Annotated in this window: 28 protein-coding genes; 16 read left to right on the forward strand and 12 right to left on the reverse strand. The window is 61.4% G+C overall.

All coding sequences use genetic code 11. From position 1 onward, the window contains the following. Positions 1-186 precede the first annotated feature (186 nt). Positions 187-792, forward strand: a complete 606-nt coding sequence (locus VEJ16_06595) for a hypothetical protein (protein ID HYB09319.1) — start codon at positions 187-189, stop codon at positions 790-792. Positions 793-1226: 434 nt separating this feature from the next. Further along, positions 1227-1415, forward strand: a complete 189-nt coding sequence (locus tag VEJ16_06600) for a hypothetical protein (protein ID HYB09320.1) — start codon at positions 1227-1229, stop codon at positions 1413-1415. 207 nt (positions 1416-1622) lie between these two features. On the opposite strand, the gene VEJ16_06605 is transcribed toward VEJ16_06600, so the two are convergent. The 9 genes from VEJ16_06605 to VEJ16_06645 all read right to left on the reverse strand — a co-directional run bounded on the left by VEJ16_06605 (position 1623) and on the right by VEJ16_06645 (position 9663). Continuing rightward, positions 1623-2897 carry a TRAM domain-containing protein gene (locus VEJ16_06605; GenBank protein HYB09321.1) on the reverse strand — a complete coding sequence of 425 codons (1275 nt, stop codon included), beginning with the start codon at positions 2895-2897 and terminating at the stop codon, positions 1623-1625. Further along, positions 2894-3676, reverse strand: a complete 783-nt coding sequence (locus tag VEJ16_06610) for a TlyA family RNA methyltransferase (GenBank protein HYB09322.1) — start codon at positions 3674-3676, stop codon at positions 2894-2896. Before VEJ16_06610 ends, VEJ16_06605 begins: the two co-directional genes overlap by 4 nt. Positions 3677-3794: 118 nt before the next feature. Continuing rightward, positions 3795-5717: a 1-deoxy-D-xylulose-5-phosphate synthase gene (gene dxs, locus VEJ16_06615; protein HYB09323.1), complete on the reverse strand. Its 1923-nt coding sequence runs from the start codon at positions 5715-5717 to the stop codon at positions 3795-3797. An 11-nt stretch (positions 5718-5728) separates the two neighbouring features. Then, positions 5729-6628 carry a farnesyl diphosphate synthase gene (locus VEJ16_06620; protein HYB09324.1) on the reverse strand — a complete coding sequence of 300 codons (900 nt, stop codon included), beginning with the start codon at positions 6626-6628 and terminating at the stop codon, positions 5729-5731. Next, a complete protein-coding gene (locus VEJ16_06625; protein HYB09325.1) occupies positions 6625-6876 on the reverse strand; it encodes an exodeoxyribonuclease VII small subunit in 252 nt (83 codons plus the stop codon). The genes VEJ16_06620 and VEJ16_06625 overlap by 4 nt, the downstream gene beginning before the upstream one ends. 172 nt (positions 6877-7048) lie before the next feature. Continuing rightward, on the reverse strand, positions 7049-7978 hold the full coding sequence (locus VEJ16_06630) for a histone deacetylase family protein (GenBank protein ID HYB09326.1): 930 nt from the start codon (positions 7976-7978) through the stop codon (positions 7049-7051). A 63-nt stretch (positions 7979-8041) separates the two neighbouring features. Continuing rightward, positions 8042-8929, reverse strand: a complete 888-nt coding sequence (locus tag VEJ16_06635) for a 3-keto-5-aminohexanoate cleavage protein (protein ID HYB09327.1) — start codon at positions 8927-8929, stop codon at positions 8042-8044. Positions 8930-8943: 14 nt separating this feature from the next. After that, complete coding sequence (locus VEJ16_06640) at positions 8944-9174, reverse strand: sulfurtransferase TusA family protein (protein ID HYB09328.1); 231 nt, start codon at positions 9172-9174, stop codon at positions 8944-8946. Positions 9175-9471: 297 nt separating this feature from the next. Continuing rightward, positions 9472-9663, reverse strand: coding sequence for a hypothetical protein (locus VEJ16_06645; GenBank protein ID HYB09329.1), 192 nt, complete (start codon positions 9661-9663; stop codon positions 9472-9474). A gap of 653 nt (positions 9664-10316) precedes the next feature. Between VEJ16_06645 and VEJ16_06650 the strand changes: the two genes are divergently transcribed. The 5 genes from VEJ16_06650 to VEJ16_06670 all read left to right on the forward strand — a co-directional run bounded on the left by VEJ16_06650 (position 10317) and on the right by VEJ16_06670 (position 14611). Continuing rightward, on the forward strand, positions 10317-10658 hold the full coding sequence (locus tag VEJ16_06650) for a metalloregulator ArsR/SmtB family transcription factor (protein ID HYB09330.1): 342 nt from the start codon (positions 10317-10319) through the stop codon (positions 10656-10658). Positions 10659-11169: 511 nt separating this feature from the next. Beyond that, positions 11170-11973 (forward strand): FkbM family methyltransferase, encoded by an 804-nt coding sequence (locus VEJ16_06655; protein ID HYB09331.1) that lies wholly within the window; start codon positions 11170-11172, stop codon positions 11971-11973. Positions 11974-12239: 266 nt separating this feature from the next. Further along, positions 12240-12962 carry a 7-cyano-7-deazaguanine synthase QueC gene (gene queC, locus VEJ16_06660; protein HYB09332.1) on the forward strand — a complete coding sequence of 241 codons (723 nt, stop codon included), beginning with the start codon at positions 12240-12242 and terminating at the stop codon, positions 12960-12962. 54 nt (positions 12963-13016) lie between these two features. Then, entirely contained in the window at positions 13017-13583 is a 567-nt protein-coding gene (locus VEJ16_06665) for a VUT family protein (protein HYB09333.1), read from the forward strand. Positions 13584-13789: 206 nt separating this feature from the next. Then, entirely contained in the window at positions 13790-14611 is an 822-nt protein-coding gene (locus tag VEJ16_06670) for a glucose 1-dehydrogenase (protein ID HYB09334.1), read from the forward strand. 43 nt (positions 14612-14654) lie between these two features. On the opposite strand, the gene VEJ16_06675 is transcribed toward VEJ16_06670, so the two are convergent. Next, positions 14655-15269 (reverse strand): phenylacetic acid degradation protein PaaY, encoded by a 615-nt coding sequence (locus VEJ16_06675; GenBank protein ID HYB09335.1) that lies wholly within the window; start codon positions 15267-15269, stop codon positions 14655-14657. 33 nt (positions 15270-15302) lie between these two features. After that, entirely contained in the window at positions 15303-15752 is a 450-nt protein-coding gene (locus VEJ16_06680) for a flavodoxin domain-containing protein (GenBank protein HYB09336.1), read from the reverse strand. 269 nt (positions 15753-16021) lie between these two features. On the opposite strand from VEJ16_06680, the gene VEJ16_06685 reads away from it, so the two are divergent. Genes VEJ16_06685 through VEJ16_06720 form a run of 8 tightly spaced genes read left to right on the forward strand, consistent with a single transcriptional unit; the run spans position 16022 to position 24654 of the window. After that, the gene (locus VEJ16_06685; protein HYB09337.1) at positions 16022-16795 is read left to right on the forward strand and encodes a Phenylacetic acid catabolic protein; all 774 of its coding nucleotides are present in this window, start codon (positions 16022-16024) and stop codon (positions 16793-16795) included. A 39-nt stretch (positions 16796-16834) separates the two neighbouring features. Beyond that, entirely contained in the window at positions 16835-17626 is a 792-nt protein-coding gene (paaG, locus tag VEJ16_06690) for a 2-(1,2-epoxy-1,2-dihydrophenyl)acetyl-CoA isomerase PaaG (GenBank protein ID HYB09338.1), read from the forward strand. Next, positions 17626-18099 (forward strand): hydroxyphenylacetyl-CoA thioesterase PaaI, encoded by a 474-nt coding sequence (gene paaI / locus VEJ16_06695; protein HYB09339.1) that lies wholly within the window; start codon positions 17626-17628, stop codon positions 18097-18099. Before paaG ends, paaI begins: the two co-directional genes overlap by 1 nt. After that, positions 18096-19301, forward strand: a complete 1206-nt coding sequence (gene pcaF / locus VEJ16_06700) for a 3-oxoadipyl-CoA thiolase (protein ID HYB09340.1) — start codon at positions 18096-18098, stop codon at positions 19299-19301. Before paaI ends, pcaF begins: the two co-directional genes overlap by 4 nt. A 42-nt stretch (positions 19302-19343) precedes the next feature. Continuing rightward, the gene (gene paaK / locus VEJ16_06705; GenBank protein HYB09341.1) at positions 19344-20651 is read left to right on the forward strand and encodes a phenylacetate--CoA ligase PaaK; all 1308 of its coding nucleotides are present in this window, start codon (positions 19344-19346) and stop codon (positions 20649-20651) included. Between the two features lie 32 nt (positions 20652-20683). Then, a complete protein-coding gene (locus tag VEJ16_06710; protein ID HYB09342.1) occupies positions 20684-22330 on the forward strand; it encodes an FAD-dependent oxidoreductase in 1647 nt (548 codons plus the stop codon). A gap of 5 nt (positions 22331-22335) precedes the next feature. Then, positions 22336-22533, forward strand: coding sequence for a DUF2783 domain-containing protein (locus tag VEJ16_06715; protein ID HYB09343.1), 198 nt, complete (start codon positions 22336-22338; stop codon positions 22531-22533). A gap of 51 nt (positions 22534-22584) precedes the next feature. Next, the gene (locus VEJ16_06720) at positions 22585-24654 is read left to right on the forward strand and encodes a VTT domain-containing protein (GenBank protein HYB09344.1); all 2070 of its coding nucleotides are present in this window, start codon (positions 22585-22587) and stop codon (positions 24652-24654) included. A 97-nt stretch (positions 24655-24751) separates the two neighbouring features. Here VEJ16_06720 and VEJ16_06725 read toward each other — a convergent pair whose 3' ends face one another. Further along, entirely contained in the window at positions 24752-25702 is a 951-nt protein-coding gene (locus VEJ16_06725; protein ID HYB09345.1) for an MBL fold metallo-hydrolase, read from the reverse strand. A gap of 208 nt (positions 25703-25910) precedes the next feature. Between VEJ16_06725 and paaX the strand changes: the two genes are divergently transcribed. Further along, positions 25911-26812, forward strand: a 902-nt coding sequence (gene paaX / locus VEJ16_06730; GenBank protein HYB09346.1) for a phenylacetic acid degradation operon negative regulatory protein PaaX, incomplete at its 3' end; no start/stop codon positions are given.

The following is a 26812-nucleotide window of genomic DNA, read 5'->3' on the forward strand; positions in this document are numbered from 1 at the left end:
ATAAATATACAGGGACAGCGCGGTCGCAAAGTTTTGATCTCACTCGACTTGATTGCCCCTTCAACCCATGATAGCGAAAACGTGCGGCGTTCGGCTGTAAATCCGTCCCGCCCGGCACGGTATCCATTTCCGATGTTTAGCCGGCTGAGTAACGGCCATCCGAGAGTACCAAACGAGAGAGGTGTCATGTTCCGTCGCGCCAGCGTCCTTGCGCTTACCTTCATCGTGTGCGTGGTCGGTGCGGCACAAGCGCAAAACGCTCCGCCCGTTCGTATTCGGGGCCAAATCGCCGCCATCGACGACACTTCAATGACGATCGCCACGCGCGAAGGACCGAAGGTCACGCTCAAGCTCGCCGACAATCTCGGCGTCAACGCCGTTGTGCGGGCGAAGCTGTCGGCCGTGAAACCGGGCACCTTCATCGGCACGGCGGCGGAATCCGCCCCCGACGGAAACCTCCGCGCGCTTGAGGTACTGATCTTCCCGGAGGCTTTGCGCGGCTCGGGCGAAGGCCACTATGATTGGGATCTCAAGCCCGGCAGCACGATGACGAATGCGACGGTGACGGCGGTGGTCAAGGGAAAATCGGGGCGCAACCTCGAACTTTCGTACAAGGATGGGACCGCCACGGTCACGGTTCCGCCGAAGACTCCAATCGTGACGTTCGTGCCGGGCATGCGCGCCGACCTGAAGAAGGGACAAAAGGTCTTTGTCGTCGCCAACAAGGGGGCTGACGGCCAACTTACCGCCCTGCGGGTCAATTACGGCAAGGGCGTGGCACCCCCGATGTAGTTAGCGGTGTCGGGCGCTGTCCGCGACTTTTCCAGTTTGCCTCCCGCTCGCGGAAGCCCTGTTCGCCAACTTATCGCGCTGCCGTGGCGCCGGCTCGTACGTGCGGGCGGCGATGGCGATCTTGAAATTGTGCATCCCATTGACGCGCGACCTCCGCAAGGCGTTCGCAGGCGCGAAGCGGTTACCTCATTGTAATTCCGCAGAGATCGCGAGGTCGATTAAGGGAATCTTCGAAGCATAAAATAATAATATAAGCACTTACTGATAAATTATATTGTCACAAATATTCAATCGACAGAGAAAAAATAAATACTTCTGGACTATTTGAGGGGACGCGATCTAGTCTCGTCCTTACTTTGAAGTTGTCGATCGGCTGACCCTATTCGCCCGTGGGCGATCTGAAATACAGCCGATCAGGACGCAGGAGTATGACCATGACGAATGATAAGCTTCGCGCACTCACCGCGCAGGAAGTGGAGGTTGTGAGCGGGGGTCTCTCCCTCCCGATCATTGTTAAAAGTCCGCCAAACCCGATCCTCATTGGCCATAAGCCCATCATCAATCCACCTTGGGGGCCAAATCCGCCGCATTTCCCGAAGTTTCCTATTCCGCAACCGGAGTGACGAGGCTTGTTTGCCTCCCCCGAGAATCCGGGCGGCCACTGGGAAGGAAATCGGGCTTAGGCCTGTAAACACGGGCGCGGCGTCGCGATAAAGACACCGCGCCAGCCACGTCATCGACCAAAACGCCCCGCCGGTCACTACCGGCGGGGTCATTATCTGACTTGGCAATTATTTGCCATCGCAGCGAGCGACGGTTGCCGCATCGGCTTACTTTCGGGAAAATGTCGCGACCAGTTCGAGATGGGGCGACCAGAGGAACTGGTCGACCGGCTGAATCCAATCGAGCGTGAAGCCGCCGTCGATGAGTGTGCGCGCGTCGCGTGCGAACGTCGCGGGATTGCACGACACCGCGACGACGCGCGCAACACCGCTGCGCGCAAGCATTTCGGCTTGGGCGCGCGCACCAGCGCGCGGCGGATCGAACACCACCGCTTCGCAGGGCCGAAGTTCGTCCGGTGCGAGGGGGCGGCGGTCGAGATCCCGCCTTAGGGCCGTGACGCGCAACCGTGGGTACGCCCCCACCGCAACCGCCATCGCTTCTACCATATCGCCATCGCCCTCGACGGCGTGAACCGTGCGACCCGCGGCCGCGAGTGCGAAGGCGAACGTGCCGCAGCCGGCATAGAGGTCGGCGACGCGCGACGCCGGACCGACTCCCTCCTCGACCGCAAGGCGCAACGCTGTTTCGCCCTCCGAACTCGCTTGAAGGAAAGCGCCGGGCGGTATTCCGACCGCGATGTCGCCGAAGCGCATACGCACCGGGCGACGCTCCAGGATGGTTTCCGTGCCGCGCGATCGTGGATGCTTGCGGGCGATCCGCGCAAGATCGTGCGCTTCGGCGAATGCCGCAAGGGATTCACGCCGCTTGAGGCCGAATTGCGCGCCGGTCGCGAGCAGCAAGTCGAGCCCGCTGTCGCTCTTCAGCACCGCGACTTCAGCCGCGTTGGCAGGGTCGAGCAGCCCTGACAATAGCTCGCGCAGGGGCGCCACTAACGCCACGATCTCGGGGATCAGCACAGGGCATTCGACGAGATCGATCACCTGGTGGCTGAGTCGGGCGTTGAGGCCGAGGACGACATCATGCTTGCGACGCATGGCGCTAAATTCCGCACGCCGGCGGGAGCCAGCCGGCAATACCTTCAAGTTGCGGATTTCGCGCACCGCGACACCCTGTCGCGTGAGGGCCTCGCCGAGCAGGGCAAGCTTCCAGTGGCGGTAGTGGTCGGCTGAAAGATGCTGAAGCGCACAGCCCCCACAATGCCCGAAGTGTCGGCAGAGGGGCTCACCGCGGCCCGGCCCTTCTGCAAGTATAGCCGTAACTCGCCCCGCGAAACCGTCCGGTCGAGGCTGTCCCAGACGCGCACGCACGCGGTCGCCGGGCGCCGTGAATGGCACGTAAAGCCGCCGGCCGTCCTCGAGGGTGCCGATGCCGTCACCGCGCGCGCCGATCTTTTCGATGTCGATTTCGAGTTCGACCTTCACGGCACCTCGACCCCGAAGCGTGCCGCGATAAGAAATTCCTTGTTGCCCTCGGCACCGGCGATGGGGCTATCAACAATGCCGAGTACGCGCCAGCCTGGAAGGCTCTCGAGCCAGTCCTCGATGCGATGGCATACCGCCCGGTGAAGCGTCGGATCGCGCACGATCCCCCCTTTGCCGACTTCGTGAGGTCCGACTTCGAACTGGGGCTTGATCAGTGCCACGAGTGCTGCGTTCGGCGCAACAAGGGCGAGTGCTGCCGGCAGCACTGTCGCGAGACCGATGAAGCTAGTGTCACAGACAATGAGGTCGACCGGTGCGGGGACATGCTCGCGCGTCAAATGGCGTGCGTTGGTGCGCTCCAATACGATCACACGAGGATCTTCGCGGAGTTTCCAGGCAAGCTGGCCCTGCCCGACATCGACCGCATAGACTTTGACCGCCCCTTGCGACAGAAGCACGTCGGTAAATCCGCCCGTCGACGCCCCGACGTCCAAGGCCGTCCTTCCTGCCGGATCGATCCCGAAATGCTCAAGCGCATGCGCAAGCTTGAGCCCGCCACGTGACACCCACGGATGATCGGCTCCACGCAGCGAAAGCGGCGTTTCGATAGGAAGCAGTGCGCCGGGCTTGTCGAGACGCCGGTCGCCCGAGAAAACGAGGCCCGCCATGACGAGGGCCTGCGCGCGATTACGGCTTTCGACGAGCCCACGATCGACGAGGAGCAGGTCGAGCCGGCTCTTCTTCCGTGGCTTCGAATCCTTAAGGTGCCTGCTGGGCATTCTACGGTCGTCGAGATCGGGTCCAGCGTGCGACGAAGCCAAGAAACGAGGGCCGCACGCATGCGCACGGCCCCTCTTTTCGAGACGAGTGGCGAACCTCGGCCCAACGCCGGCAGGATCAGGCGCGCGCTTGTTGCCCTCTCAAATCCTGGCCGAGTGCCGTCAGCGCCTGGCCGACGATGTGCTTGGCGTTGAGGCCCGCCTGCTCATACTGCAGCTCAGGCTTGTCGTGATCCATGATGCGGTCCGGTAGGCACATCGGCCGGAACTTGAGGCGGCCGCGATCGAGCAGCCCCGCGTGCGCGAGGAACTGCATGACATGGCCGGCGAAGCCGCCGATCGCATTCTCCTCGACCGTGATCAACACTTCATGCTCGCTTGCAAGGTGCCGCACGAGCTCGGCATCGAGGGGCTTGCAGAACCGCGCATCCGCAACAGTCGTCGAAAGCCCCCGTGCCTGCAACTCCTCCGCCGCCTTGAGCGCTTCATGAAGCCGCGTACCGTAGGAAAGTATGGCGACGGCGGTCCCCTCGCGCACGATGCGGCCTTTTCCGAGCGGAACGGGCACGCCGGCCTCGGGCATTTGCACCCCGACCCCGTCGCCACGCGGATACCGCATCGCGCTCGGACGATCGTCGATCGCAACCTGGGTTGCGACCATGTGCACAAGTTCGGCCTCGTCCGACGGCGCCATCAGCACGAAATTGGGCAGGCAGCCAAGATAGCTAACATCAAAGGCCCCGTGGTGGGTTTGGCCGTCGGCGCCGACATAGCCGGCACGATCGAGCACGAAGCGCACCGGCAGCTGCTGGATCGCCACATCGTGCACGACCTGATCGTAAGCGCGCTGAAGGAACGTCGAATAGATCGCGCAGAATGGCTTCATACCCTCGGTTGCCATGCCCGCCGCGAAGGTAACGCCGTGCTGCTCCGCGATGCCGACGTCGAAGGCGCGATCGGGGAAGCGATCGGCGAAGATGTTGACGCCCGTACCCGACGGCATTGCTGCCGTGATTGCGACTATTCGCGCGTCCTTCTCCGCTTCCTTCACAAGCGCCTGACCGAACACCTTGGTATAAGCGGGCGCGTTGGACTTTGCCTTGACCTGCTGGCCGGTCGCGACATCGAATTTGACGACGCCATGATACTTGTCCGCCGACGCCTCCGCCGGCGCATAACCCTTGCCCTTCTGGGTGACCACGTGAATGAGGATGGGACCTTCGTCCGCGTCGCGCACGTTTTTGAGCACCGGCAAAAGGTGATCCAGGTTATGGCCGTCGATCGGCCCCACATAGAAGAACCCAAGCTCCTCGAACAGCGTGCCGCCGGTGACGAGGCCGCGAGCATATTCCTCAGCACGCCGTGCCGCGTTCTCGATGGAGCGTGGAAAACGCTTGGAGATCTCCTTGCCGAGATGGCGGAGCGAACGGTACGACTTCGAGGATACGAGCTTTGCCAGATAGGCGCTCATGGCGCCCACGGGTGGTGCAATGGACATATCGTTGTCGTTCAAGACGACAATCAGGCGGCTCGACTTCGAGCCTGCATTGTTCATCGCCTCGTAGGCCATGCCGGCGCTCATCGCGCCGTCGCCGATCACCGCAATCACGTTGTTCTTGCGCCCGAGCAGATCGCGCGCAACCGCCATGCCGAGGCTCGACGAAATCGAGGTCGAGCTGTGCGCAGCGCCGAAGGGATCGTAAATGCTCTCCGATCGCTTGGTGAAGCCTGAAAGCCCGCCACCCTGGCGCAGCGTGCGAATACGGTCGCGCCGACCGGTCAGAATCTTATGCGGATAGCATTGATGGCCGACGTCCCAGACGAGCCGGTCCTCGGGCGTCTTGAAGACGTGATGGATGGCGATTGTCAGCTCGATCACGCCCAGGCCCGCGCCGAGATGACCGCCCGTGACGGACACTGCGTCGATCGTCTCGCTCCGAAGCTCCTCCGCAAGCTTCTTGAGTTCGTCCACGGAAAGTTCCCGGAGATCCTTCGGCTCCTTCACCCGGTCCAAGAGTGGCGTGTTGCTATGCTCAGTCAAGTCATCCTCCACTACGCCCTGCGCGACACGACAAACCGCGCAAGCTCGGCCAAAGGTTCGGCCTTTTCGCCAAAAATATCAAGAGAAGATACGGCCCGCTCACCTAACATATGTGCCTCGTTTCGAGCCTTCTCAATACCCAAATGGGATACAAAAGTCGCTTTGCCGAGTACTGCGTCTTTTCTCACCTTCTTGCCTACTTCTGCTTCTGTTCCTTCGGCATCCAAAAGATCGTCCACGATTTGAAATGCCAGACCCAGGTCTTGTGCATAAGATAACAATGATTTACGCGCTAAATCAGATGCATTGCCCAAAATGGCCCCCGCTTCGCACGAAAAATTGAAGAGCGCTCCGGTCTTCATCCGCTGAAGACGCATGATTTCTTCAAGGCTGAGTGGCCGGGTTTCCGCGGCGAGATCGAACATTTGGCCGCCGACCATGCCGTTCGGTCCCGCTGCCTTGGCGAGCGCTGCGACGAGTGCTATCCGCACACCCGGGTCCTTGTGGGTTGCCTCATCGGCGAGGACCTCGAAAGCCAGCGTCAGAAGCGCATCGCCCGCGAGGATCGCCGTCGCTTCGTCGAATTGTATATGGCAGGTCGGCCGGCCTCGGCGAAGTTCGTCATCGTCCATTGCAGGCAGATCGTCGTGAACAAGCGAATAGCAATGGATCAATTCGACCGCGGCCCCGGCGCGCGCGGCATTCTCCAATGGAACGCCGAAGAGCCTTGCCCCCTCGATCACCAAAAAGGGCCGCAGGCGCTTGCCACCGCCGAGGCTCGAGTATCGCATGGCCTCGAAGAGGCGCACCTCCGGACCGCCGTTATCGGGCAGCACGCGCCCGAGCGTGGCTTCAACAATGGCGGCCGAAGCGGCCAGGGCTGCATCGAATTCCCGCAAATCAGGCCTCAATCGATCTTGGCTGGCTCGAGCCCGATCGGCCCGCTCTGACCCAACACGATTTTGTCGATCTTGGCTTTCGCTTCAGCAAGCTTTGCTTCGCAGTGGCGCTTCAGGGCGGCCCCACGCGTATAGCTTTTGATCGCATCGTCGAGATTGCCCTTGCCGTCTTCGAGCTGGCGCACGATCAATTCGAGCTCCTTCAGGGCGTCCTCGAAGCTTAGCTTGGCGACATCGGCAGGAATCGGACTCTCGGCCATACCGTTCCTCGGAAGGACTACCGCGCGGCGGACTATAGTCAGCCCGTCCCGATCGGGCAAGGATCGAAGAAATATTTGTGCAATTTCACCTTCTTAGGCACAATTCGCATCCCTTGTCGGCCGATCCGCCCAGCGGCGAATTACGGCCTCGCGCATGGCCCTGGAAAAGCCGTCAGCCCGACATCAATACATCGACATGGGCCGCCACGGAACCCGCGAGCGCCCTCAGGTCATAGCCGCCTTCGAGCGCCGAAACGACCCTGCTCTTGCACTGTCGAGCGGCAATCTCGCACAGTTTGCGAGTGACCCACGCATAGTCGTCCTCGACAAGGTTTAGCGAGGCAAGCGGGTCGCGCAAGTGTGCGTCGAACCCAGCAGAGACGATTACGAGTTCCGGCGCGAAGCCCTCGAGTGCGGGCAGTACGATACGCTCCATCGCACTTCGAAATTCCGTCGAACCCGCAAACGCCGGCAGCGGAGCATTCACGACATTGTTGGCAACACCGCGCTCTTCAGGGTGCCCGGTGCCCGGATAAAGCGGAGACTGGTGGGTCGAGGCGTAAAAAAGGTCGCCGTCCTTCTCGAAGGCCGCCTGCGTGCCGTTGCCGTGATGGACGTCGAAATCGACGACCGCAACGCGCTTCAAGCCGTGCACCGCGCGTGCATGGGCGGCCCCGACCGCGACATTATTGAACAGGCAGAATCCCATCGCGCGTTCCGGCTCGGCATGATGGCCCGGCGGGCGGATCGCGCAAAACGCGTTCCGCGCCTCACCGGTCACGACGGCATCCACCGCGGCGCACACCGCGCCGGCTGCACGGAGTGCCGCCTCGCCCGATCCGGGCGATACGATCGTATCGGCGTCAAGACCGGCCAAACCATCGTCTGGAATTTGTTCAAGGACCCAATCGACAAACCTTTGGGGATGCACGCGCGCGATTTGCGCTTTTTCAGCCAAAGGCGCCTCGCGACGATCGAGAAGCGAAAATGCCTCGGTCTCCAGGATCGCCGTGATCGCGCGCAAGCGGTCGGGTCGCTCCGGATGATGGGGGCCGGTATCGTGATCGAGGAATGCCGAATGGCTATAAAGCAATGTAGACATAGGTCTCCGTGATCGATGGGAGTGCCTTCCCCGGATCATGGGCGTGCCGGCGGCCTCGTGTCATCAAGATTTAGCGTCCGCAAATGCCGCTCGCACCTCCGCCGCGCGCGCGGGAACCGCACCCGCTTCTGCAATCGCGCGGAGGGCTTTCTCGGTAAGCTCAAGATTGCTCAGCGTGCAGCCGAATGGCGCATCTTCGAGGCCCACGCGCGCGTGGCCGCCACGCCGGACCGCCTCGCCGACGAGGGGCGAAATATCGACAGCGAGTCCGGCAACCATCCAAGGTGCCGCCAGCGCCTCGCCACGAAAGAGCGAGAGATAAGCCTCGAGCGCGTATAGGGCTGGTGGAAACCCAAAGAAGATATCGTCCGAGAACATGAACCGATAGAGCGGCTTCGGCACGCCACGGCAATGGCCGGCAAGTGCGGCACCCAAGCGCACGAACCCAGGCTCGTAACAGGCATAGCTTGGATGAAAGCCGTAGCGCCTGGCAAGTTCAAGCCCGTGGCGAATGTCGTCTTCGGAATTGAAGTAGACGAAACCGCTGCGTCCGGCCGCAAGCTCTCGCCGGTGGGTCAAGTTGACCGAGCCGGGATCGACCACAGCCCATTCGATCAGGCCGCGCCTTGCAAGCGCTTCGATGACGGCGAATCGCGCCTCGGGTTTCACCGATCCACGGGCGTCGGCACTGCCTGCAAAGGGTATCGTTGGGTAGACGATCGCGTCGACGTGCCCACGGATTCCTTCGATGATCGCGGCGTAAGTCTCGGCGTCGTCTTTCTGCCGTCCCGTCGCGGGGTCGTAGGCATGGACATGGATGATCGCCGCTCCGGCTTCGGCGCAGGCAATACCCTCGCGCACGATCTCGTCAACCGTGATCGGAATGCGCGGTTGAACCGCCCGCGACCAAGGGCCGTTGAGTGCAACTTCGAGCCAGACGTTCGGCGCCATCGCTTACCGCCGGTTCAGTTCGCCTTTTCGATCTTGAAGATGAAAATATCGCCGTCTTGGCGGGAGTCGAGCAGCCGGTCTCCCGTGGTCCGGCAAAAGGCCTCGAAATCCTTCACCGATCCGGGATCCGTCGCCAGCACCTCGAGCACGTCTCCCGAGGCGAGTTCCTTCATCGCCCGCCGCGCCTTCAAAACCGGCAGTGGGCATTTCAGCCCCTTCGTATCGAGAGTCTTCTTGACCGGCATGATCCGCGACGCTTTCCGTCAACCATTGCCGGACCGATTTTAGTGAGCATCGGGCCGTTGCCGCAATCCTGGAGACCGATCTTTATAACGTGCAGGAGTCGACCGGGGCCTCGCGGCTCGTGTGGCTAATTCGAAATTCGTCAGATTTGGGGGTGGGACCGCGAGCGAATTTCGGATTCAAGGCACAGTCGCGCGTTGTGTCCGACAAATAATTCCGGACTTCTCCATTCGTATGGATGCCCTATCGCTGAAAGACGTGGATGCCACCAGAATGACAGGCGCTTCAAATCCACCACGCTAGTCCTCGAGACCCTCTGTCCCACCGTTGAGCCATTCGGGATCGAATTGGCCCTCATTGACGAACTTGAAGACAATTTGACGTACCCGATGAAGGAAGGCCTCAACGACGGAGGAAAATGAAAGCTGGGCGCCGGAGACCATGTCGATTTCCTCGGCACTCAATTCGCGCTGTAGAAGATTGTCGTTCAACGCGCTCTCCTTGCTTGGGGATATGTCAGATGACGATTACTCCGTCGACGCCGGCTCTACCATCGGAACAGTGGATTCGCTCAAACAAATTTTCGTGACACTCGTTCGGGGTGGCCGTGACGACAGAAATATTGCGCGTATTTTATCAGAATGCCCGTAATGAAGGAAAACCGAAGCATGGCAAGGAATTGGCGGCTCGCCATCGAAGCGCTTTCGGGATCGCATCGAATTCGAACGACGAAACACGATACGATTTTCTCCCAGCGGCGAATGAGCGTGGGCTCGATCGATGCCGAGGGATCAGCAAAAATATTTTGTCGCTGACACAAAAATAATATCAGGAATCAAATGTTTAATTACCGATACGCAAGGGTTCGGAAATCAACTTGATACCGATACAAGCAATCGTCGAATTTGTTCACGTAATCGCGAATGATATTCCGTCGAATGTGATATGCCGCGAAAAACAAGGTAGAGATGCCGCGATTCGGAGTCGATGTTGAACCAGAATCTACTTTAATACGTCTGACTGTTGTTAGAGCCGTTCACAGTCGCATCCGTGCGCCGTGGGAACGGGAAACGCACAAGGTCATTCGCACCTGCCCGCTGAAACGGGCTGGACAACTAAAACCCTAGAAGGTGTGTGCAATCCAATGAGACCAATCAACTTGAAGGCGAGTTCCAAACGCGCCACAACATTGCTCAAGGCACTCGGCAACGAACGTCGGCTTCTCATCCTGTGCTACCTCTCGGAGGGCGAGCATAGCGTGGGAGAACTCGAGGACCTCGTGAACCTCAGCCAGTCCGCACTCAGCCAGCATCTCGCCCGACTGCGCCGCGACCAGCTCGTCCGGACCCGGCGAAGTGCACAGACAATTTTCTATTCGCTGGCAAGCCACGAAGCATGTTCAGTGATGGAGACGCTTTATCGTCTCTACGTGTCGCCCATCGCGGAGGTCGAGGCCAGACCCATGGAAGCCGCAATCGCCTCCTGAAAGGGAGCGAGCCCCTTTCCAAAGAGCGTTCATCCGTAGTCTGCGATAAGGGGCGCGAATTCGACGGGACGTGCCGCGATCGACGAAGATGGGCAATATTGCTACGCCATAGCGCTATGACGGAGCGCCCGGTCGCGCGCTCCGGTGGCCAAGCCGGTGATATGATGCGATTTCGCGCAATTCTTGGCGGGCGGATGGTTGCTTCGCTTCAACGAGCTGACGGACGTCGACGGTCCCGGCGCCGTCGGAGTTGCGCCAATTGCCAACATAAAGGTATCGAGTTCACGACTGGCGCCAGGGATTGCCGATTGCCCGAAGAACAGGAGGAGCGCGTCAGGCGCAGGCTTGCCGCGATCCTGGCCGCAGACGCGGCCGGGCGGGCGCAGATTATGCGAAAGGACGAGGAGGGCACGCATCGCGGGGTCGCACGACTGTTCGGCGATGGTGTCGGGTCAATGATCGCCGCGCACTGTCAGAGCGTTCGGGCACGCGCTATCTCAATGGATCGCGTGTGAGAGGTCACCTTTACGAAGGCGGCGTCCCGATTACGGGGCGCGAGTCCCTGCGCGATTGCATCAATTATCTTCGGCAAGGCGCAAAATACAAATGGATACCGGGCCGACTCTATTATCGCTATCGCTCCCACAAATATATGCAGGCGATCGATCCGGAAATGGGACTGCTGAAATTTCTGATCGATCGGTCGAAACTCAGCCTGGATGTGGGGGCCAACCTCGGCCTCTACACATACTACCTTGCCCGCTACAGCAGTCACGTCCACGCATTCGAGCCGAACCCGCTCGCCTTCGATGTGCTGAGAAGCGTTGTCGACGCGAACGTCACTCTTCATCAAGTGGCGCTGAGCGACCAGACGACGGACCACGCTGAGTTGGTCGTGCCGCGCGGCAGACGCGGCTGGTCAAACAACGGCGCCTCGCTCACGCGCGCGAAGGAGGGCCGTTACGGGATCGCCCGCGTCGCAGCGAAGCGGATCGACGACCTCGTTCTGGACGAAATCGGTTTCATCAAGATCGACGTGGAGGGCCACGAGCTTAGCGTGTTGCATGGGGCAACGGAAACTCTCCGACGCCAACGGCCGGTACTTTTCCTGGAGAACGAGCATGCACATGTCGGCAGTGCGACCGAGGCGGTCTTCGCCCTGCTGCGCTCGCTCGAGTATGACGGTTTTTTCCTCGCGGGCGGGGTGCTTCGAAACGTCAGCCATTTCGACGTGCAGAGATTTCAGATCGAGCCACGAGCGCATCCACAGCTCGGCGGCCATTACGTCAAGAACTTCATATTTCTGCCGAGGTGAGGCGAAACAGCCGGTGTGGATGTCAATTCCTGCCGCCGAACAACCCTGCGCGCGAACATTTGCGCTTGATTTTCCGTCGCCCCCTCGAGGATGCCGAGGATGTGCGCATCGGCGCGGGCGCGTTCCACGGCGAATCGCGCGTGACGGCGCGGCCAAATGAGCAATGGCCCTTGAACCCGGCCATTCGCTCTGGCACAAGATTGGCGCTTCCAGCGGCTATGCTTTCGAACAACGAGACCGATATGTCCGCTGTAATAGACTCTGCCGTGAAGCTTCAAGGTGCGGAGGAGAAGGCGCTGGTGCTGTTCTCCGGCGGGCAGGATTCGTCGACCTGCCTTGCCTGGACACTCGAGAAATTTGCCGCCGTCGAGACGATCGGCTTCGAGTATGGACAGCGCCACCGGATCGAACTCGAATGCGGTCAAACCGTCCGCGCGGCACTCACACGGGATTTTCCCGAGTGGGGGCGACGCCTCGGCCCCGACCACCGGATCGATCTCAGCGTGCTGGGTGACATCGGCGAGACCGCACTTACGCATGAGTCCGCCATCGAGATGGGCGAGAACGGCCTGCCGACCACATTCGTGCCCGGGCGCAATATTGTCTTTCTCACGATCGCCGCGGCACTTGCCTATCGGCGCGGTATCCGCCACATCGTCGCCGGAATGTGCGAAACGGACTATTCAGGCTATCCCGACTGCCGGGACGACACCATCAAGGCACTTCAGGTGGCGCTCAATCTCGGGATGGCGAAGCGCTTCGTGCTTCACACGCCGCTCATGTGGATTGACAAGGCGGCGACTTGGCAGCTTGCGCGCGAACTTGGCGGCGACGGCCTCGTATCGCTCATCATCGACCACACCCACAGTTGCTATCTGGGCGAGCGCGTGCGTCGTCACGACTGGGGCTTTGGGTGCGGCACTTGTCCAGCCTGCGTGCTGCGCAGAAACGGTTACCGCAAATTTACCGCACTTGCCAACAGCACCTGACCTCATCGACATTGGCACCCACCACCGTTGCTGCACGCAAGAGGCCGCCACGACATGAATTCGCGCAATTTTGAGAGATCGAGTGAAGGGATCACTTTTTTCCTGGCCTTTGTGTCGTGCATTCCCACGGCGAATTGGCTGATCGATAACGTCGGGACGGCGTGCGTCCCGCAGGGGCCCTGCCTCATTCCGGTAGCACCCGGAATCATGGCGCCAAGCGGGGTGTTGATGGTGGGGCTTGCCCTCGTCTTGCGCGATCTCGTTCAACGCCGCCTCGGCCGCCGGTGGTCGCTCATTGCGATTGCCGCGGGCGCACTCGTTTCGGCCGCTTTTGCGCCACCGAGCCTGCTGTTTGCGTCCTCCGCTGCGTTTTTGCTTTCTGAGCTCGCGGACTATGCGGTGTACACCCCGCTCCAGCGCCGCGGCCTCGTGCGCGCCGTCTTTGCGAGCGCTACCGCGGCTCTTGTGATCGACAGTATTGTATTTCTCTGGATTGCGTTCGGCAGCCTGAACTTCCTTGGCGGGCAAATCATCGGCAAGGCTTGGATGGTTCTGCTCGCTCTGCCCGCGGTGAGCTATCTGCGGGATCGCGACCGTCGGCTTGGGATCCTGCCCGCCTAGTGTTGAAGCACAGTTGTGCGTTGTGCTCGACAAATGATTCCGGACTTCTCCATTCCTATAGCTGCCCAATCGGTGAAAGACGTGGATGGTCGGGTCTCGGCCTTCGGTTGGCCCGGCCATGACGTTAAAGAGAACGAACCAACAGACTCGGCAACGCCCCGCTTCGGCCTTATTCTGCGATTGTTCATCGCGAAGGGGGTACGGACATGCTTTCGTTCAAGCAAAAGACCTGTGTCGTCACGGGGGCGGGTAAAGGGATCGGCCGAGCAATCTGCCTCGCTTACGCAAGGCAAGGGGCGAACGTGGTGGGAGGAGCGCGCAGCAGTGCCGACTTGTCGTCCCTCGCCAAGGAAGTAGAGTCGCTTGGCGCCAAGGTCGTGGTCCAGCAAACCGATGTGACCGACATCGGACAGGTCGAGCGGCTGGGAAAGATCGCCGTCGAGCGCTTCGGCGGCATTGACGTCTGGGTCAATAATGCCGGCGGGTTCACGCCGAGTGCTGGCGATATGACCGATATGATCGATATGAAGGAAGCCACGCTCGACGCGATGCTGCGGCTTAACGTCACCGCTCAGGTCTTGGGCGCCCAGGTGGGCGCACGCGCCATGCGGGCAAGCGGGCGCGGCGGTTGTATCCTTTTCCTGAGCTCGATCGACAGCTTTTATGCAGCCCCCGGCGGAGAAGGCATCTATGCCGCTTGCAAGGCGGCCATCAACAGCCTGACCGAGACCATGGCCGTGGAACTCGGCCAATTCCGCATCCGCGTCAATGCGATTGCGCCGGCGGTCATCGTGACGCCGCTCACCATGCCATGGTTCCCGACCGAGGAGATGCAGCGCCAGCGCAGCAGCTTTTACCCGATGGGCCGCCTCGGCAAGCCCGAGGACATCGCATCGGCCGCCCTCTACTTGTCCTCGGACGAAGCGGGATGGGTATCGGGTGCCGTGCTGCTCGTCTCGGGTGGGGCCGTCTACACAAGCGATCCCTACCGATACCTCATGAAGCTGCACGGCCATCCGGTGCCGTAGCCCGATAACCGCTGTAACGGCATCGAAGAGGCTACAATTACGGCTATCCCTGTCTGGCGCGGTAGAGCGGTACGAGGTCTGTTTCGCCCTTGGTGCGTTGGGCGAGGCGAACGTCATCGAGGGTCGCAAGCGCTTCCGTCGCGGTCATGGTTCGCAGGCTCCGGACGGCAAGCTCCTGGTATTCGCGAGTACCTTGAATCTTCCACGCCTTTTCCTTTTCGGTGAGCGGGCGAAGGACCCTCGCCGGTATGCCGGCGACGAGCGTTGCCGGCGGAACCTCGAACCCGGCCTTCACGAAACTCAACGCTGCGACGATTGCGTCCTCACCAACCTTTGCGCCATCCATGATAACCGCACTCATGCCGACGAGCGCGTTGCGCCCGATCCGGCAGCCGTGGATTACCGCACCGTGGCCGATGTGCCCATCTTCCCCGATCTCGGTTTCGGTGCCCGGAAATCCATGCACGATGCAATTGTCCTGAAGGTTGCTGCCGCGCCGCATGAGGAGCCGGCCGAAATCGCCCCTGAGGCTCGCACCCGGCCCCACATAGCAGCCAGCCTCGACGAACACGTCGCCGATGAGCGACGCGGTTGGATGCACATAGGCTTCCGGGTGGACATAAGGCGTCACACCGTCGATCGCAAAGACGCGGACCATCTCCGTATTCCCTCGTTTTGGATGAAAGTCGCACTATAGCAGGTTCACCCACTCCCGCGCCCAGTCGAGCGCTTCCTCGTCCGGGAGGGGTTGCGTACAGGCGTCGATCTCAAGCCGTTCCCCCAAACGTTGCGCACCTAGGCCGGCGAAGAGCGCATCCATCTTCTTACCACCCCGGCAAAATGTCTCGCGATAGGTTTGGTCGCCAAGTGCTATCACGCCATAGCGAATATGAGCGAGCGCAGGCTTCTCCGTTCCGAGCGAGTCATGGAGCGGTCGGATATTCTCCGGTAGCTCGCCCTCGCCATGGGTCGAGCAGCAAACAAGCACCACCGAACGTTCGGCGAGCCTTGCGTCTCGAGCGTCCCCGCGACTCATGACTTCGATGTTGTGGCCATCCTTGCCGAGCTCGTCCTGCAAAAGATCGGCGACCATCTGGGCATTCCCGGATTCCGTGCCGACGAGAATGAGGATATCCGCCATGGAGCGATGCCAGACCAGTTTCCATCCCGACGGGCCAGCGGTACCGGCCGCGATCGATCGCTTTCCTTGGCCGGTATTCGAAGCCGGCCAAGGAAAGCGACTTCGATGCCGCGCCTGCAATTTCCCACCGCGCAATGTATCATCTTCCCGCGGATCCGACTTACATGCATGCGGGAAGGAGGGTCAAGGACGCATCCGGCGAACCTGTTCAACGCCAAGGTCATGCAGGATAGAGTGGGTCCGCGGCCGAGGCCTCAAGGAGGGCGCGCATGGCAATGGATGACACAGCAATCGTCGCCCGCATTGCAGAGGGGGGGAAGCTCGGCGGTGCCGACGAGCTGTCGGCCGGCTACCGCGCCGAACTCATGCGTCTCATGGTGGTCTTTGTCGACTCCGAATTGGCGGGTGCGGCGGGGTTCGCCGATCTGATCAATGTAGCGCCCGGCCTCAAGGAACGAAGCATCGCCGCACGCATCGTCGCGGAGAAATTCGCCCACGCCGAGCTGGTCCTCGATCTCCTGCTGCGCTTTGGCGTCAATCCGAGCCTCTATGTCCGGTCCCACCCCTGGTCGGCGCGGTTGGCTCGCACGCTCGATCTCGAAAACCGGCGCATTGCCGGTGACAAACGCCTGAATGTCTTCCATTACCCCATCGAAGGGTGGATCGACTCCGTTGCGATGAACATGCTGATGGGGACCGCGAGCGCCATTCAACTCGGCGACCTGCGCGACTGTTCCTACGCTCCTCTCGCGGACGCGATGGCAACGATCGTACCGCGCGAGACGGCGCACGCGAAGCTTGGCGAGTCCGGCCTGGCGAAGGCGATCGCGGAGGGCGACACGTCCCTTTCGGCGCAAGCCTCGGTAAATTATTGGTACCCGCGTGTCGTGGCCACCTTCGGTCGCCTCGACAGCGAGCGTTTCGAGCTTTACCGCAGATACGGACTGAGGCGGCATTCGAACGTCGAGCTGCTTGGTCGCTGGGAAAGCGAGATTGCCAGTCGCCTGGAGCGCCTCGGGCTCGAAGCGGCGGCGACGCGCTGACAGGTTTTGCCAAAAAGGCTCGTGGGAGGAGCGAACGGAATGGCATACAACACGATCCTCTACGAGGTAGGCGAAGGATATGCGGCGATCACGCTTAATCGGCCCGAAAAGCTCAACGCAATCACAGCCGAACTTCACGGCGAGTTTCGCGAGGCGCTTGCGCACGTCGCCGAGGACGCGAAGATTCGCGCTCTTCTTCTGACCGGGGCCGGCCGCGGCTTCTGTGCTGGCCAGGACCTGAACGATCGCGCGACCGCACCTGGGGATGCCCCGCACGACCTCGGCCAAACCCTCGATACGCTTTACAATCCCCTGATCCGCGGCTTGCGGGCACTTCCGAAGCCGGTGATCTCAGCCGTCAACGGTGTTGCCGCGGGGGCTGGAGCCAATCTCGCGCTCGCTTGCGACATCGTGCTCGCCGCTCGCTCGGCGCGTTTCATTCAGGCATTTTGCCGCCTCGGCCTCGTGCCCGATTCGGGCGGAACTTATTTCCTCCCGCGCCTTGCAGGCCAGGCGCGCGCGATGGGCCTCGCCCTCCTTGGCGAACCCCTCCTGGCCGAACGGGCGGAGGAAATTGGACTGATTTGGCGGTGCGTCGACGACGACAAGCTTGCTGAAGAAGCGCGAAAGCTCGCACGACATCTTGCAACGCAACCGACCATGGGCCTTGCCCTTACGAAGCAGGCGATCAATGCATCCTGGGCCAACAATCTCGACCGTCAGCTCGATCTGGAGCGCGATCTGCAACGGGTCGCGGGACGGACGGAGGACTACCGGGAGGGCGTCAAAGCCTTTCTCGAGAAGCGTCAGCCGAACTTCAAGGGACGATGATGGCCAGGTCCCGAGCGGACGATAAGGCGGTTCGCGTTGCCGAAGACGCGGGCCGCACCATGTACGAGCGCGATCGTGCGGCGCGAGCACTTGGTATAGCGCTTCTCGACGTGAGTCCAGGTTTCGCCCGCATGTCAATGACGGTGCGGCCGGACATGGTGAACGGCCACGCAACCTGTCATGGCGGACTCGTATTCACACTCGCCGATACGGCGTTCGCCTATTCCTGCAATTCCCACAACAAGAATGCCGTCGCACAACATTGCGCGATCACCTTCGTTCAACCCGCCCATGCGGGCGATCTTCTGACCGCGGAAGCGGTCGAGCAATCGCTTTCCGGCCGAAGCGGCGTCTACGATATCAAAGTGACCAACCAGAAAGGCGAGACGGTGGCACTTTTCCGGGGCAATTCGCGGGTCATCAAGGGTGAGGTCGTCGCGGGAAATCAACCATCGCCGGAGGAGCCATCATGAGCGAAGCCTATATCTGCGATGCCGTTCGTACTCCGATCGGCCGCTACGCCGGCGCCATTTCGAGCGTGCGAGCCGACGACCTGGCTGCAATCCCGATCAAGGCCCTTATGTCGCGCAATTCGAGCGTGGATTGGTCGAAGGTCGATGACGTCATCTTTGGCTGCGCCAACCAAGCGGGCGAGGATAACCGCAACGTCGCACGAATGGCTGCACTGCTCGCGGGCCTGCCGACGGAAGTGTCGGGTGTAACGGTCAATCGGCTTTGCGGCTCCGGCATGGAGGCGGTCGCGCAATGCGCGCGCGCGATCAAGACGGGCGAGGCCGAGGTGATGATCGCAGGCGGGGTCGAAAGCATGAGCCGAGCACCTTTTGCGATGTCGAAGGCCGAATCCGCCTTTGCCCGCACGGCCGAAATCTACGACACGACGATCGGTTGGCGCTTCGTCAACCCGCTTATGAAGTCGCAATACGGTATCGATTCCATGCCCGAGACCGGCGAGAACGTGGCTGAGGAATTCCAGGTGACGCGGCAGGATCAGGACGCCTTCGCGTTCCGAAGCCAAGAGCGCGCCGGGCGCGGGATCAAAGCCGGTGTTTTCAAGACGGAGATCGTCCACGTACCGATCTCCCAGCGCAAAGGCGAGACGAAATTCGTCACGGAGGACGAGCACCCTCGCCCCGATACGACGATGGAGGCGCTGGCGAAATTACCGACGCCGTTTCGAAAGAACGGGACGGTAACCGCCGGCAATGCGTCGGGTGTGAACGATGGCTCGGCGGCCCTTTTGATCGCGTCGGAGCGGGCGGTAAAACGCTATGGGCTTTCGCCAAAGGCGCGCGTGATCGGTGCTGCGACGGCGGGCGTTCCCCCGCGAATCATGGGAATCGGGCCGGCCCCCGCGGTGCGCAAGCTGCTCGAGCGGCTCGCCCTCAAGATCGGTCAGATCGACGTGATCGAGCTCAATGAAGCCTTCGCAGCACAGGCCCTCGCCGTCACGCGGCAGCTTGGGTTGCCCGACGACGCGGAGCATGTCAACCCGAATGGCGGCGCCATTGCGCTCGGCCACCCGCTCGGGGCGAGCGGAGCGCGGCTCGTAGCGACGGCTGCATACGAGCTTGGTCGACGAAGTGGACGCTATGCGCTCACGACCATGTGCATCGGCGTGGGCCAGGGAATTGCGATGGCGATCGAGCGTGCGTGACGCAGCTGCGATACATGGCCAAATTCGCCGAGGGCTGATGCGATGAAATCAGTGCCGACGTACAAGGGCGGCCTCGATCCGATCGAGACCGCAAGCCGGGACGAAATCGCGGCACTCCAGATAAAGCGCCTCAAGAAGACGCTCAAGCATGCCTATGCGAACGTGCCCCACTACCGCAAGAAGTTCGACGACGCCGGGGTGCATCCCCGCGATTTCAGGCAAATCGAAGACCTCGCCAAGTTACCGTTTACGACCAAGGAAGATTTGCGCCAGAACTACCCCTTCGGAATGTTCGCCGTGCCGCGGGACAAAGTCGTGCGAATCCATGCCTCGAGCGGCACCACCGGCAAGCCGACCGTGGTCGGCTACACAAAGGGCGATATCGACGCGTGGGCAGCGTTGATGGCGCGTTCGATCCGTGCTGCGGGCGGTAAACCGGGCGACATCGTGCATGTCGCCTACGGCTATGGCCTTTTTACGGGCGGCCTCGGCGCCCATTACGGCGCTGAGCGTCTCGGCTGCACGGTCATTCCAATCTCGAGCGGCATGACCGAGAGGCAAGTTCAGCTCATCCGGGATTTCAAGCCCGACATCATCATGGTGACCCCGAGCTATATGCTCGCGATCGGGGACGAGTTCGTGCGTCAGGGCTTCGATCCGCGCGAATCGTCGCTGCGGATCGGCATCCACGGTGCTGAACCCTGGACCGAGGCGATGCGCAAGGAGATCGAGGCCCATTTCGATATCGACGCGGTCGACATCTACGGTCTGTCGGAGGTCATGGGACCCGGCGTTGCGATCGAATGCGTCGAGACCAAGGATGGACCCACGATCTGGGAGGACCATTTTTTCCCCGAAATCATCGATCCCGCCACGACGGAGCCGCTTGCCGACGGCGAGCTGGGCGAGATGGTCTTCACCACACTCACGAAGCAAGCGTTTCCCGTCATACGGTATCGCACCCGCGATCTTACACGTCTCGCTCCACCTTCGGCGCGGAGCTTTCGTCGCTTCACGCGGATAATGGGGCGCACCGACGACATGCTGATTATTCGTGGCGTGAATATCTTTCCAACACAGATCGAGGAACTCATTCTCAAGGACGAACGCCTCTCGCCGCACTATGTGCTCGAGGTGCGACGTGAAGAAAGACTCGACAGCTTGACCGTGGTCGTCGAGGGGGGGATGGGCTTGTCCTCGACGTTGGCGAATACCGCCGCCCGTTCGCTCGAGCACGCGATCAAGGCCTATGTCGGCGTCAATACCGACGTGAAAGTCGTTCCCGCGAATACGGTCGAGCGCTCGATGGGCAAGGCCAAGCGCATCGTCGATTTGCGGCCGCAGCGCTGAGCGGGCGGACTTCGATTACGCTTGGAATAGCAATGAGCAGCCACCAATACCGGCACTACGGCTATCGTCCGGCCAATGAGATGTCGGGCCGGCTCCACCAAGTCGTTATCGTAGGAGCGGGGCCGGTCGGGCTTGCCGCTGCGATCGACCTTGCTCAGCACGGCGTGGAATGCGTCGTCATCGACGAGGACGATACCGTCAGCGTCGGCAGCCGCGCCATCTGCTGGGCCAAACGCACGCTTGAGATTTTTGCCCGTCTCGGCGCGGTGGAAGCGATGATGGCGAAGGGCATCACCTGGAACCGCGGCCGCGTGTTCCACGGCGATCGCGAACTCTACAGCTTCGATCTCCTGCGGGAGCTCGGTCACAAATACCCGGCCTTTATCAACCTCCAACAATATTATGTCGAGGAGGCGCTCGTCGCGCGCTCCGCCCAGTTGGAAACGATCGACCTTCGTTGGCGTCACAAGCTCGTGGGCTTGCGAGCGGGAGGGGACGCCGTTTGGCTCGATGTCGAGACGCCGGAGGGTAGCTACGTCTTGACCGCCCAGTTCCTGATCGCAGCCGATGGCGCGCGGAGTACGACGCGCCACCTCCTCGGACTGGAGTTCGAAGGCCGCGTTTTCGAGGATCGCTTCCTGATCGCCGACGTCAGGATGAGGGCGGATTTTCCGACCGAGCGTTGGTTCTGGTTCGCACCTCCCTTTCACCCAGGTCCTTCGGCGCTGCTTCACCGCCAGGCCGATGATATCTGGCGCATCGATCTCCAACTTGGCCCCGACGTCGACCCAGACGAAGAGCGAAAACCCGATCGCGTGATCCCCCGGCTCAAGGCGATGCTCGGGCCGGACCGGCCATTCGAACTCGAGTGGGTCAGTGTTTACCGATTTCAGTGTCGGATGCTGGATCGTTTTCGCCACGGCCGTGTGATCTTTGTCGGCGATTCGGCGCACCAGGTCTCGCCTTTCGGCGCTCGCGGCGGCAATTCGGGCATACAGGATGCCGACAATCTCTCATGGAAACTCGCACTCGTCCTTGCCGGCCGAGCACCCGAGGCCCTCATCGACACTTACGATAGCGAGCGCGTACCTGCTGCACGCGAGAATGTCCGCGTCACCACCGCGACGACGGATTTCATGTCCGCGAAGGGCCCCTCGGCCGTTGCATTCCGCGACGCCGTGCTCGAGCTTGCCGAGACGACTCCTTGCGCGCGCGCATTCCTGAACAGCGGCCGGCTTTCGCTGCCGGCGATCCTTCGCAACTCGAGCCTCAACACGCCCGACAGCGACACGTTTTCGGGCCTGCTCGTGCCAGGCGCTCCTGCCTCCGACGCGCCGGTCGAGTGCCGCGGCGCACTGGGCTGGCTGCTCGACGAACTCGCCGGCACCTTCACGCTGCTTGTATTCGGAGACGCGATTTCGGCAAAAGCCGCCTGTGAGTCATTGCCCCCTCGCTCGCCCGCACTCCGTCTCGTCTCGATCGATGCGACGGGCAAGGGATCGCGAGACTTGATCGACGTCAAGGGCATTGCCGCAGAGCGCTACGATGCCGAGGAGGGTAGCGCCTATTTGCTGCGCCCGGATCAGCATGTCGCCGCACGCTGGCGGAAGATTGAGGGTGGGGCACTCAAGTCTGCTCTTGACCGTGCTGTTGGGCTCAAGGTTCGAACAGGGGAGTAACTGCCATGTCCGCGGTATTGCGCGAAACCTTGAATGTCGCTTCACCGGACGAGCTTTATGAATTGCTGATAAAGGCGCATGAGGGCCTTAGCGAGGCAGAGTGCCTCAAGCTCGATGCCAAGCTCATCATCCTCCTCTCGAATCATATCGGGGATATCGACGTCCTTCGCAGTGCGATCGCGAAGGCCAAAGAGCGCGAATAGCAACACGGCCCATCTATCCAACGCGCCCGACTGTTCATAAAGTAGAGGCCGATGGGCAGCATTTATCACCACGTCGTCCAAACCGTCGGCGCCAACCAGCACCTTGCTTACGCGCTCGTTTTCTTCCTTGCCTTCTCGGAGTCTTTCCCCGTCCTCGGATCGATCATACCGGGAACCTCGATTATCCTCGCGATCGCGGCCCTTGTACCGAGTGGCGCCGTAGACATCTGGTGGCTGCTCGGGTCGGCGATCCTGGGTGCGATCCTGGGAGATGGGTTTTCCTACTGGCTCGGCTATCGCTACCACGAGCAGATCCTCGCGATGTGGCCGTTCCGGAGGTATCCGCAACTCATCTCGGTCGGCCGCGCGCAAATCGAAAAGCATGGCGGCAAAAGCGTCTTCATTGCCCGCTTTACCCCGGCGATTCGCGCGGTCGTGCCGATCGTCGCGGGAATCCTGCGGATGGGTCCTTGGCGCTTCTATCTGGTGAACGTCGCTTCGGCTTTCGCGTGGGCCGTGTCGCACATCATCCCAGCCGTGGTGGCCGGTGCGTCCCTCGTACTCGCCGGCGAGGTCGGCGGACGGCTCCTCGCCCTCATCGTCATTCTGATTGTCGTCCTCTGGGTGATCATCACCGTCGTTCGCCGTATCGTGCGCCAGGGACTCCCGATTCTCGCGAATAAGCTCTTCCAGTTGTGGCACTGGGCGCGAGGTCACGACAACTGGGTGAGTCGCGAAATTCTGTCCGCCCTTGATCCGACCCACAATGAAGTGAAGGGCTTGCTCGGGCTTATCGGCCTGCTCGTCCTTTCGGGCTGGGCGCTCGTGGGCATCGTGCGCGAGGTCGTGACGGGCGACCCACTATCGCGCGCCGATCAAGCAGTGTTCAATTTCATGCAGGCCATGCGAACGGTTTGGGGCGACCGGGTCATGGTCGTCCTGACCGAGCTTGGCGACGCCGTGGTAACGGTTGCGGTGGTGCTTGCCGTAACACTTTGGCTTGCCGCCCGGCGGGCGTGGCGGGCATTGGCCTACTGGCTAGGCGCGTTTGCCTTTGCGGCCCTTTGCGTCGAGTTATTCAAACTCGTCCTGCGCGCACCACGGCCGATTCAGCTCGGCGCCGGAACGAACTCGTTCGCTTTTCCCTCCGGCCACGCCGCAATCGCAGCAACGGTGTATGGATTCCTCACGCTTCTCATCGCGCGCGAACTTGCACCTCGTCCACGTCAGATGGTTGCGGCCTCAGCGGCGCTATTGGTCATTCTCATCGCATTCTCACGCCTCTACCTCGGCGCGAATTGGTCGTCGGACGTAATTGCCGGCCTTGCGTTTGCCCTTGCGTGGACAGCGGGCCTTGGCATTGTCTATCTAAGTCACGTCCCTCAAAACATCGGTGCGCGTGCCCTGCTCACCATTGCTTCACTTGCCTTCGTCATCGTTGGCACGCTCCATGTCGCGGACAACTATACTCTCGATACGGCTCGATACGCGCCCCAACCGGCGACCGAGCGAATGGCCGCCGATCTCTGGTGGAACGACGGTTGGGCAACCCAGCCGGCGCGACGCATCGATCTCGGGGGTGGTCTCGAGGAGCCGATTACCGTGCAATGGGTCGGCTCAGTCGTCGATTTGAGATCGCGCCTCTTGGCGCGAGGGTGGAGGGAGCCCCCCGAACTCGGCCTTACATCTGTCCTGGCTTGGCTCAATCCAAGTGCCGATCTCGAGGAACTGCCGACACTCACACGACTGCATGATGGACGCCCCGCGCGCCTGATACTCATCTATCCCGAGGGGACGACGCGCAATGGGGTACGCTCGCGGTTGATACTGCGGCTCTGGCGTTCGAATCTTCGCATCGAGGACAGTCCGCACAACACGTATCGGCTCTGGCTCGGCGCTGTCGTCGAACAGCGCATCGCCCATCTCGGCACGCTTGTTTCATTTGCCGTGCCGATGCGCGATGAAAATGCTCCACGCGCGCTACTGGAAACTGCCTTGGCGCCAGTCAAGGTCGTAAAGCGCAAGGGTTTTGCCGATGCCTCGGGCTGGAATGGTTGGGTCCTTCTCGCCCACGATACCACCGTTTCCCTGCCGACTCCCGATATGCCATCGGAGCATTAAGCGACCGGCACCCTGCAATCTTGCTCTCTATCCCACGCCAGACACCGCGTTCTGCCACGAACGAGCGGGGCCAAAGGATAATGCGCTTAGCGTTGCCCTAACCCTGCAATGCCTTCCACATCTCTTTGTCGCGCTTGGCAGTCCAAATGCGCGGATCGACGATCCCGCTCGCCTCGTCGTAGGCGCGGCTTACATTGAAAGGGATACAGTGCTCGAAAATCACCAGTTCCCCATATTTGGGCCGAAGCGCTCGATAGGTGCGGTCGAAAACGGATTTGAGCGGTTCGCGCGCGCGAACCCCATTTTGAACGGTATCCAGGAGGGCGCGAACGAAGTCCTGCGTACCGTCGATCGCGACGTTCACCGCGCGCGGTGTCTTCAAGGCAGGGCCGCGACCCGGCACCAGCTTCCTCGCCCCGAGGGCGCGCACTTTCTCAAGGGTTCCTGGCCATTCGTTCAAGTAGGCATCGCCACAATAGGGTGCCGCACCCTGCTCGACCAGATCGCCCGAGAACAGCACCCTTTCCTTGGGCAGCCAGACGACGGTGTCACCCTTGGAGTGCCCCTTCCCAAGATGCTCAATCCTGATCTCCCGCTTGCCGAGCCAAAGCGTGAGGCTTCCGTCGAATACGATCGTCGGCCAGGTGAGGCCCGGCACCGTCTCGATCTTTTTGAATAAGCGGGGAAAGCGCTCGGCTTCCGATTTGAAGTCCTGGGCGCCGCGCTCCCCAATGAGGTCATAAGTTCCGCGGCTTGCGACGATCTGGCCTGCACGATAGGCGGATGCGCCCAAGACGCGTACCGCATGGTAGTGGGTGAGCACGAGATAGCGGATCGGTTTCTTCGTGACATCGCGGATGCGACGTATGAGCCGCCGCGCCTGAAAGGGGGTCGCCAGCGCATCGATTACCATGACGCCGTCATCGCCAATGATGACGCCTGCGTTTGGGTCGCCCTCGGCGGTGTAAGCGAAGACGCCGTCGGCGAGCTTGTCGAAGCGCACTTTCTTCTCCTTGAGGTCGCCCTGCGAGGCAAAAGCTTTGGGCATCTGCGGTCCCTCCCGAGCTGCTCGATCGATGCAGAGACTATACCCGCTCCTCTCGGAAGCCGAGACAAGCCAAGTGAGCACATGCGGCCGCACCCTGCAGGTTGCACATCCGAGATCGTGCGCAAGCCGAAACGAATAAACTTGCATCGGCACCGCCGACCGTGCCACAGGAAATCCGGCTTGCCGCACGTCATGTCTTGGAGCCTTTATGCCGAAGGGAAAGCACATCGAGGATCTTGTCGCCGATCTCTTGGCGCATAGGCCGCCGCGCGCAAAGTCCCTGATCGTCACGATCTTTGGCGACGCGATCGCACCTCATGGCGGCACGGTTTGGCTCGGCAGCCTGATTGCACTTTTAGCACCCTTCCATATCAATGAGCGGCATGTGCGCACGGCGGTCCTTCGCGTGTCCCGCGAGGGCTGGCTCGCCTCGCGACAGATCGGCCGGCGCAGCTTTTACAGCTTGACCGACGACGGCCGGCAGCGCTTCGAGGATGCACATCGGAGAATCTACGCATTCGAGCCGGCGCTTTGGGCCGGGGAATGGCACATCGTCTTCGTTGGGCAGGGTAACCTGTCCGCAGCGGAACGTGGATCTCTCAAGAGGGAACTTAATTGGCAGGGGTTCGGGAATTTCGGAGCGGGCGTGCTCGCCCACCCGAGTGCGGACCCGCAAGCACTTCGCAATGTGCTCAATAGCCTCGGTGTTTCTGGCCGCGTTGCGATCATGCTTGCGAAAAATAATGCGCTCGCGAGCGAGAATGCCATGTGCGAGCTCGTCCGCAATGCGTGGGACCTTGACAGCCTGTCGGACGCCTATCGTGGTTTCCTCGATCGCTTCCAGCCGATCGGCCGTGCGCTCGCGGCCGGCGGGGCGGCGGACCCCGCCGTGTCATTTCTGATCCGCGTGATGGCGATCCACGAATATCGCCGTGTGCTGTTGCGCGATCCGCAGCTGCCGGAGACACTCCTGCCCGAGGCGTGGGCGGGGGCGGCTGCGCGCCGCCTTTGTCAGGAGATCTACCGTCGGGCGGCCGGCCCAGCCGAAAGATACCTCAAGTCGCTCCTCAAAGGACCGGACGGACCGCTGCCTGACGCCCAGGGATATTT

This window comes from Alphaproteobacteria bacterium, assembly GCA_035625915.1.
GTDB lineage: Bacteria > Pseudomonadota > Alphaproteobacteria > JACZXZ01 > JACZXZ01 > DATDHA01.

Excerpts from the sequence above, each read along its gene's own strand:
- paaI (HYB09339.1), top strand. The coding sequence starts at position 17,626 with ATGGCCAGGTCCCGAGCGGACGATAAGGCGGTTCGCGTTGCCGAAGAC.
- VEJ16_06685 (HYB09337.1), top strand. The coding sequence starts at position 16,022 with ATGGCAATGGATGACACAGCAATCGTCGCCCGCATTGCAGAGGGGGGG.
- VEJ16_06680 (HYB09336.1), bottom strand. The coding sequence starts at position 15,752 with ATGGCGGATATCCTCATTCTCGTCGGCACGGAATCCGGGAATGCCCAG.
- VEJ16_06720 (HYB09344.1), top strand. The coding sequence starts at position 22,585 with ATGGGCAGCATTTATCACCACGTCGTCCAAACCGTCGGCGCCAACCAG.
- VEJ16_06665 (HYB09333.1), top strand. The coding sequence starts at position 13,017 with ATGAATTCGCGCAATTTTGAGAGATCGAGTGAAGGGATCACTTTTTTC.
- VEJ16_06625 (HYB09325.1), bottom strand. The coding sequence starts at position 6,876 with ATGGCCGAGAGTCCGATTCCTGCCGATGTCGCCAAGCTAAGCTTCGAG.
- VEJ16_06675 (HYB09335.1), bottom strand. The coding sequence starts at position 15,269 with ATGGTCCGCGTCTTTGCGATCGACGGTGTGACGCCTTATGTCCACCCG.
- VEJ16_06640 (HYB09328.1), bottom strand. The coding sequence starts at position 9,174 with ATGCCGGTCAAGAAGACTCTCGATACGAAGGGGCTGAAATGCCCACTG.
- VEJ16_06710 (HYB09342.1), top strand. The coding sequence starts at position 20,684 with ATGAGCAGCCACCAATACCGGCACTACGGCTATCGTCCGGCCAATGAG.
- VEJ16_06715 (HYB09343.1), top strand. The coding sequence starts at position 22,336 with ATGTCCGCGGTATTGCGCGAAACCTTGAATGTCGCTTCACCGGACGAG.
- paaG (HYB09338.1), top strand. The coding sequence starts at position 16,835 with ATGGCATACAACACGATCCTCTACGAGGTAGGCGAAGGATATGCGGCG.
- VEJ16_06610 (HYB09322.1), bottom strand. The coding sequence starts at position 3,676 with ATGCCCAGCAGGCACCTTAAGGATTCGAAGCCACGGAAGAAGAGCCGG.
- VEJ16_06635 (HYB09327.1), bottom strand. The coding sequence starts at position 8,929 with ATGGCGCCGAACGTCTGGCTCGAAGTTGCACTCAACGGCCCTTGGTCG.
- paaK (HYB09341.1), top strand. The coding sequence starts at position 19,344 with ATGAAATCAGTGCCGACGTACAAGGGCGGCCTCGATCCGATCGAGACC.
- VEJ16_06725 (HYB09345.1), bottom strand. The coding sequence starts at position 25,702 with ATGCCCAAAGCTTTTGCCTCGCAGGGCGACCTCAAGGAGAAGAAAGTG.
- VEJ16_06600 (HYB09320.1), top strand. The coding sequence starts at position 1,227 with ATGACGAATGATAAGCTTCGCGCACTCACCGCGCAGGAAGTGGAGGTT.
- VEJ16_06650 (HYB09330.1), top strand. The coding sequence starts at position 10,317 with ATGAGACCAATCAACTTGAAGGCGAGTTCCAAACGCGCCACAACATTG.
- VEJ16_06630 (HYB09326.1), bottom strand. The coding sequence starts at position 7,978 with ATGTCTACATTGCTTTATAGCCATTCGGCATTCCTCGATCACGATACC.
- VEJ16_06595 (HYB09319.1), top strand. The coding sequence starts at position 187 with ATGTTCCGTCGCGCCAGCGTCCTTGCGCTTACCTTCATCGTGTGCGTG.
- VEJ16_06670 (HYB09334.1), top strand. The coding sequence starts at position 13,790 with ATGCTTTCGTTCAAGCAAAAGACCTGTGTCGTCACGGGGGCGGGTAAA.
- pcaF (HYB09340.1), top strand. The coding sequence starts at position 18,096 with ATGAGCGAAGCCTATATCTGCGATGCCGTTCGTACTCCGATCGGCCGC.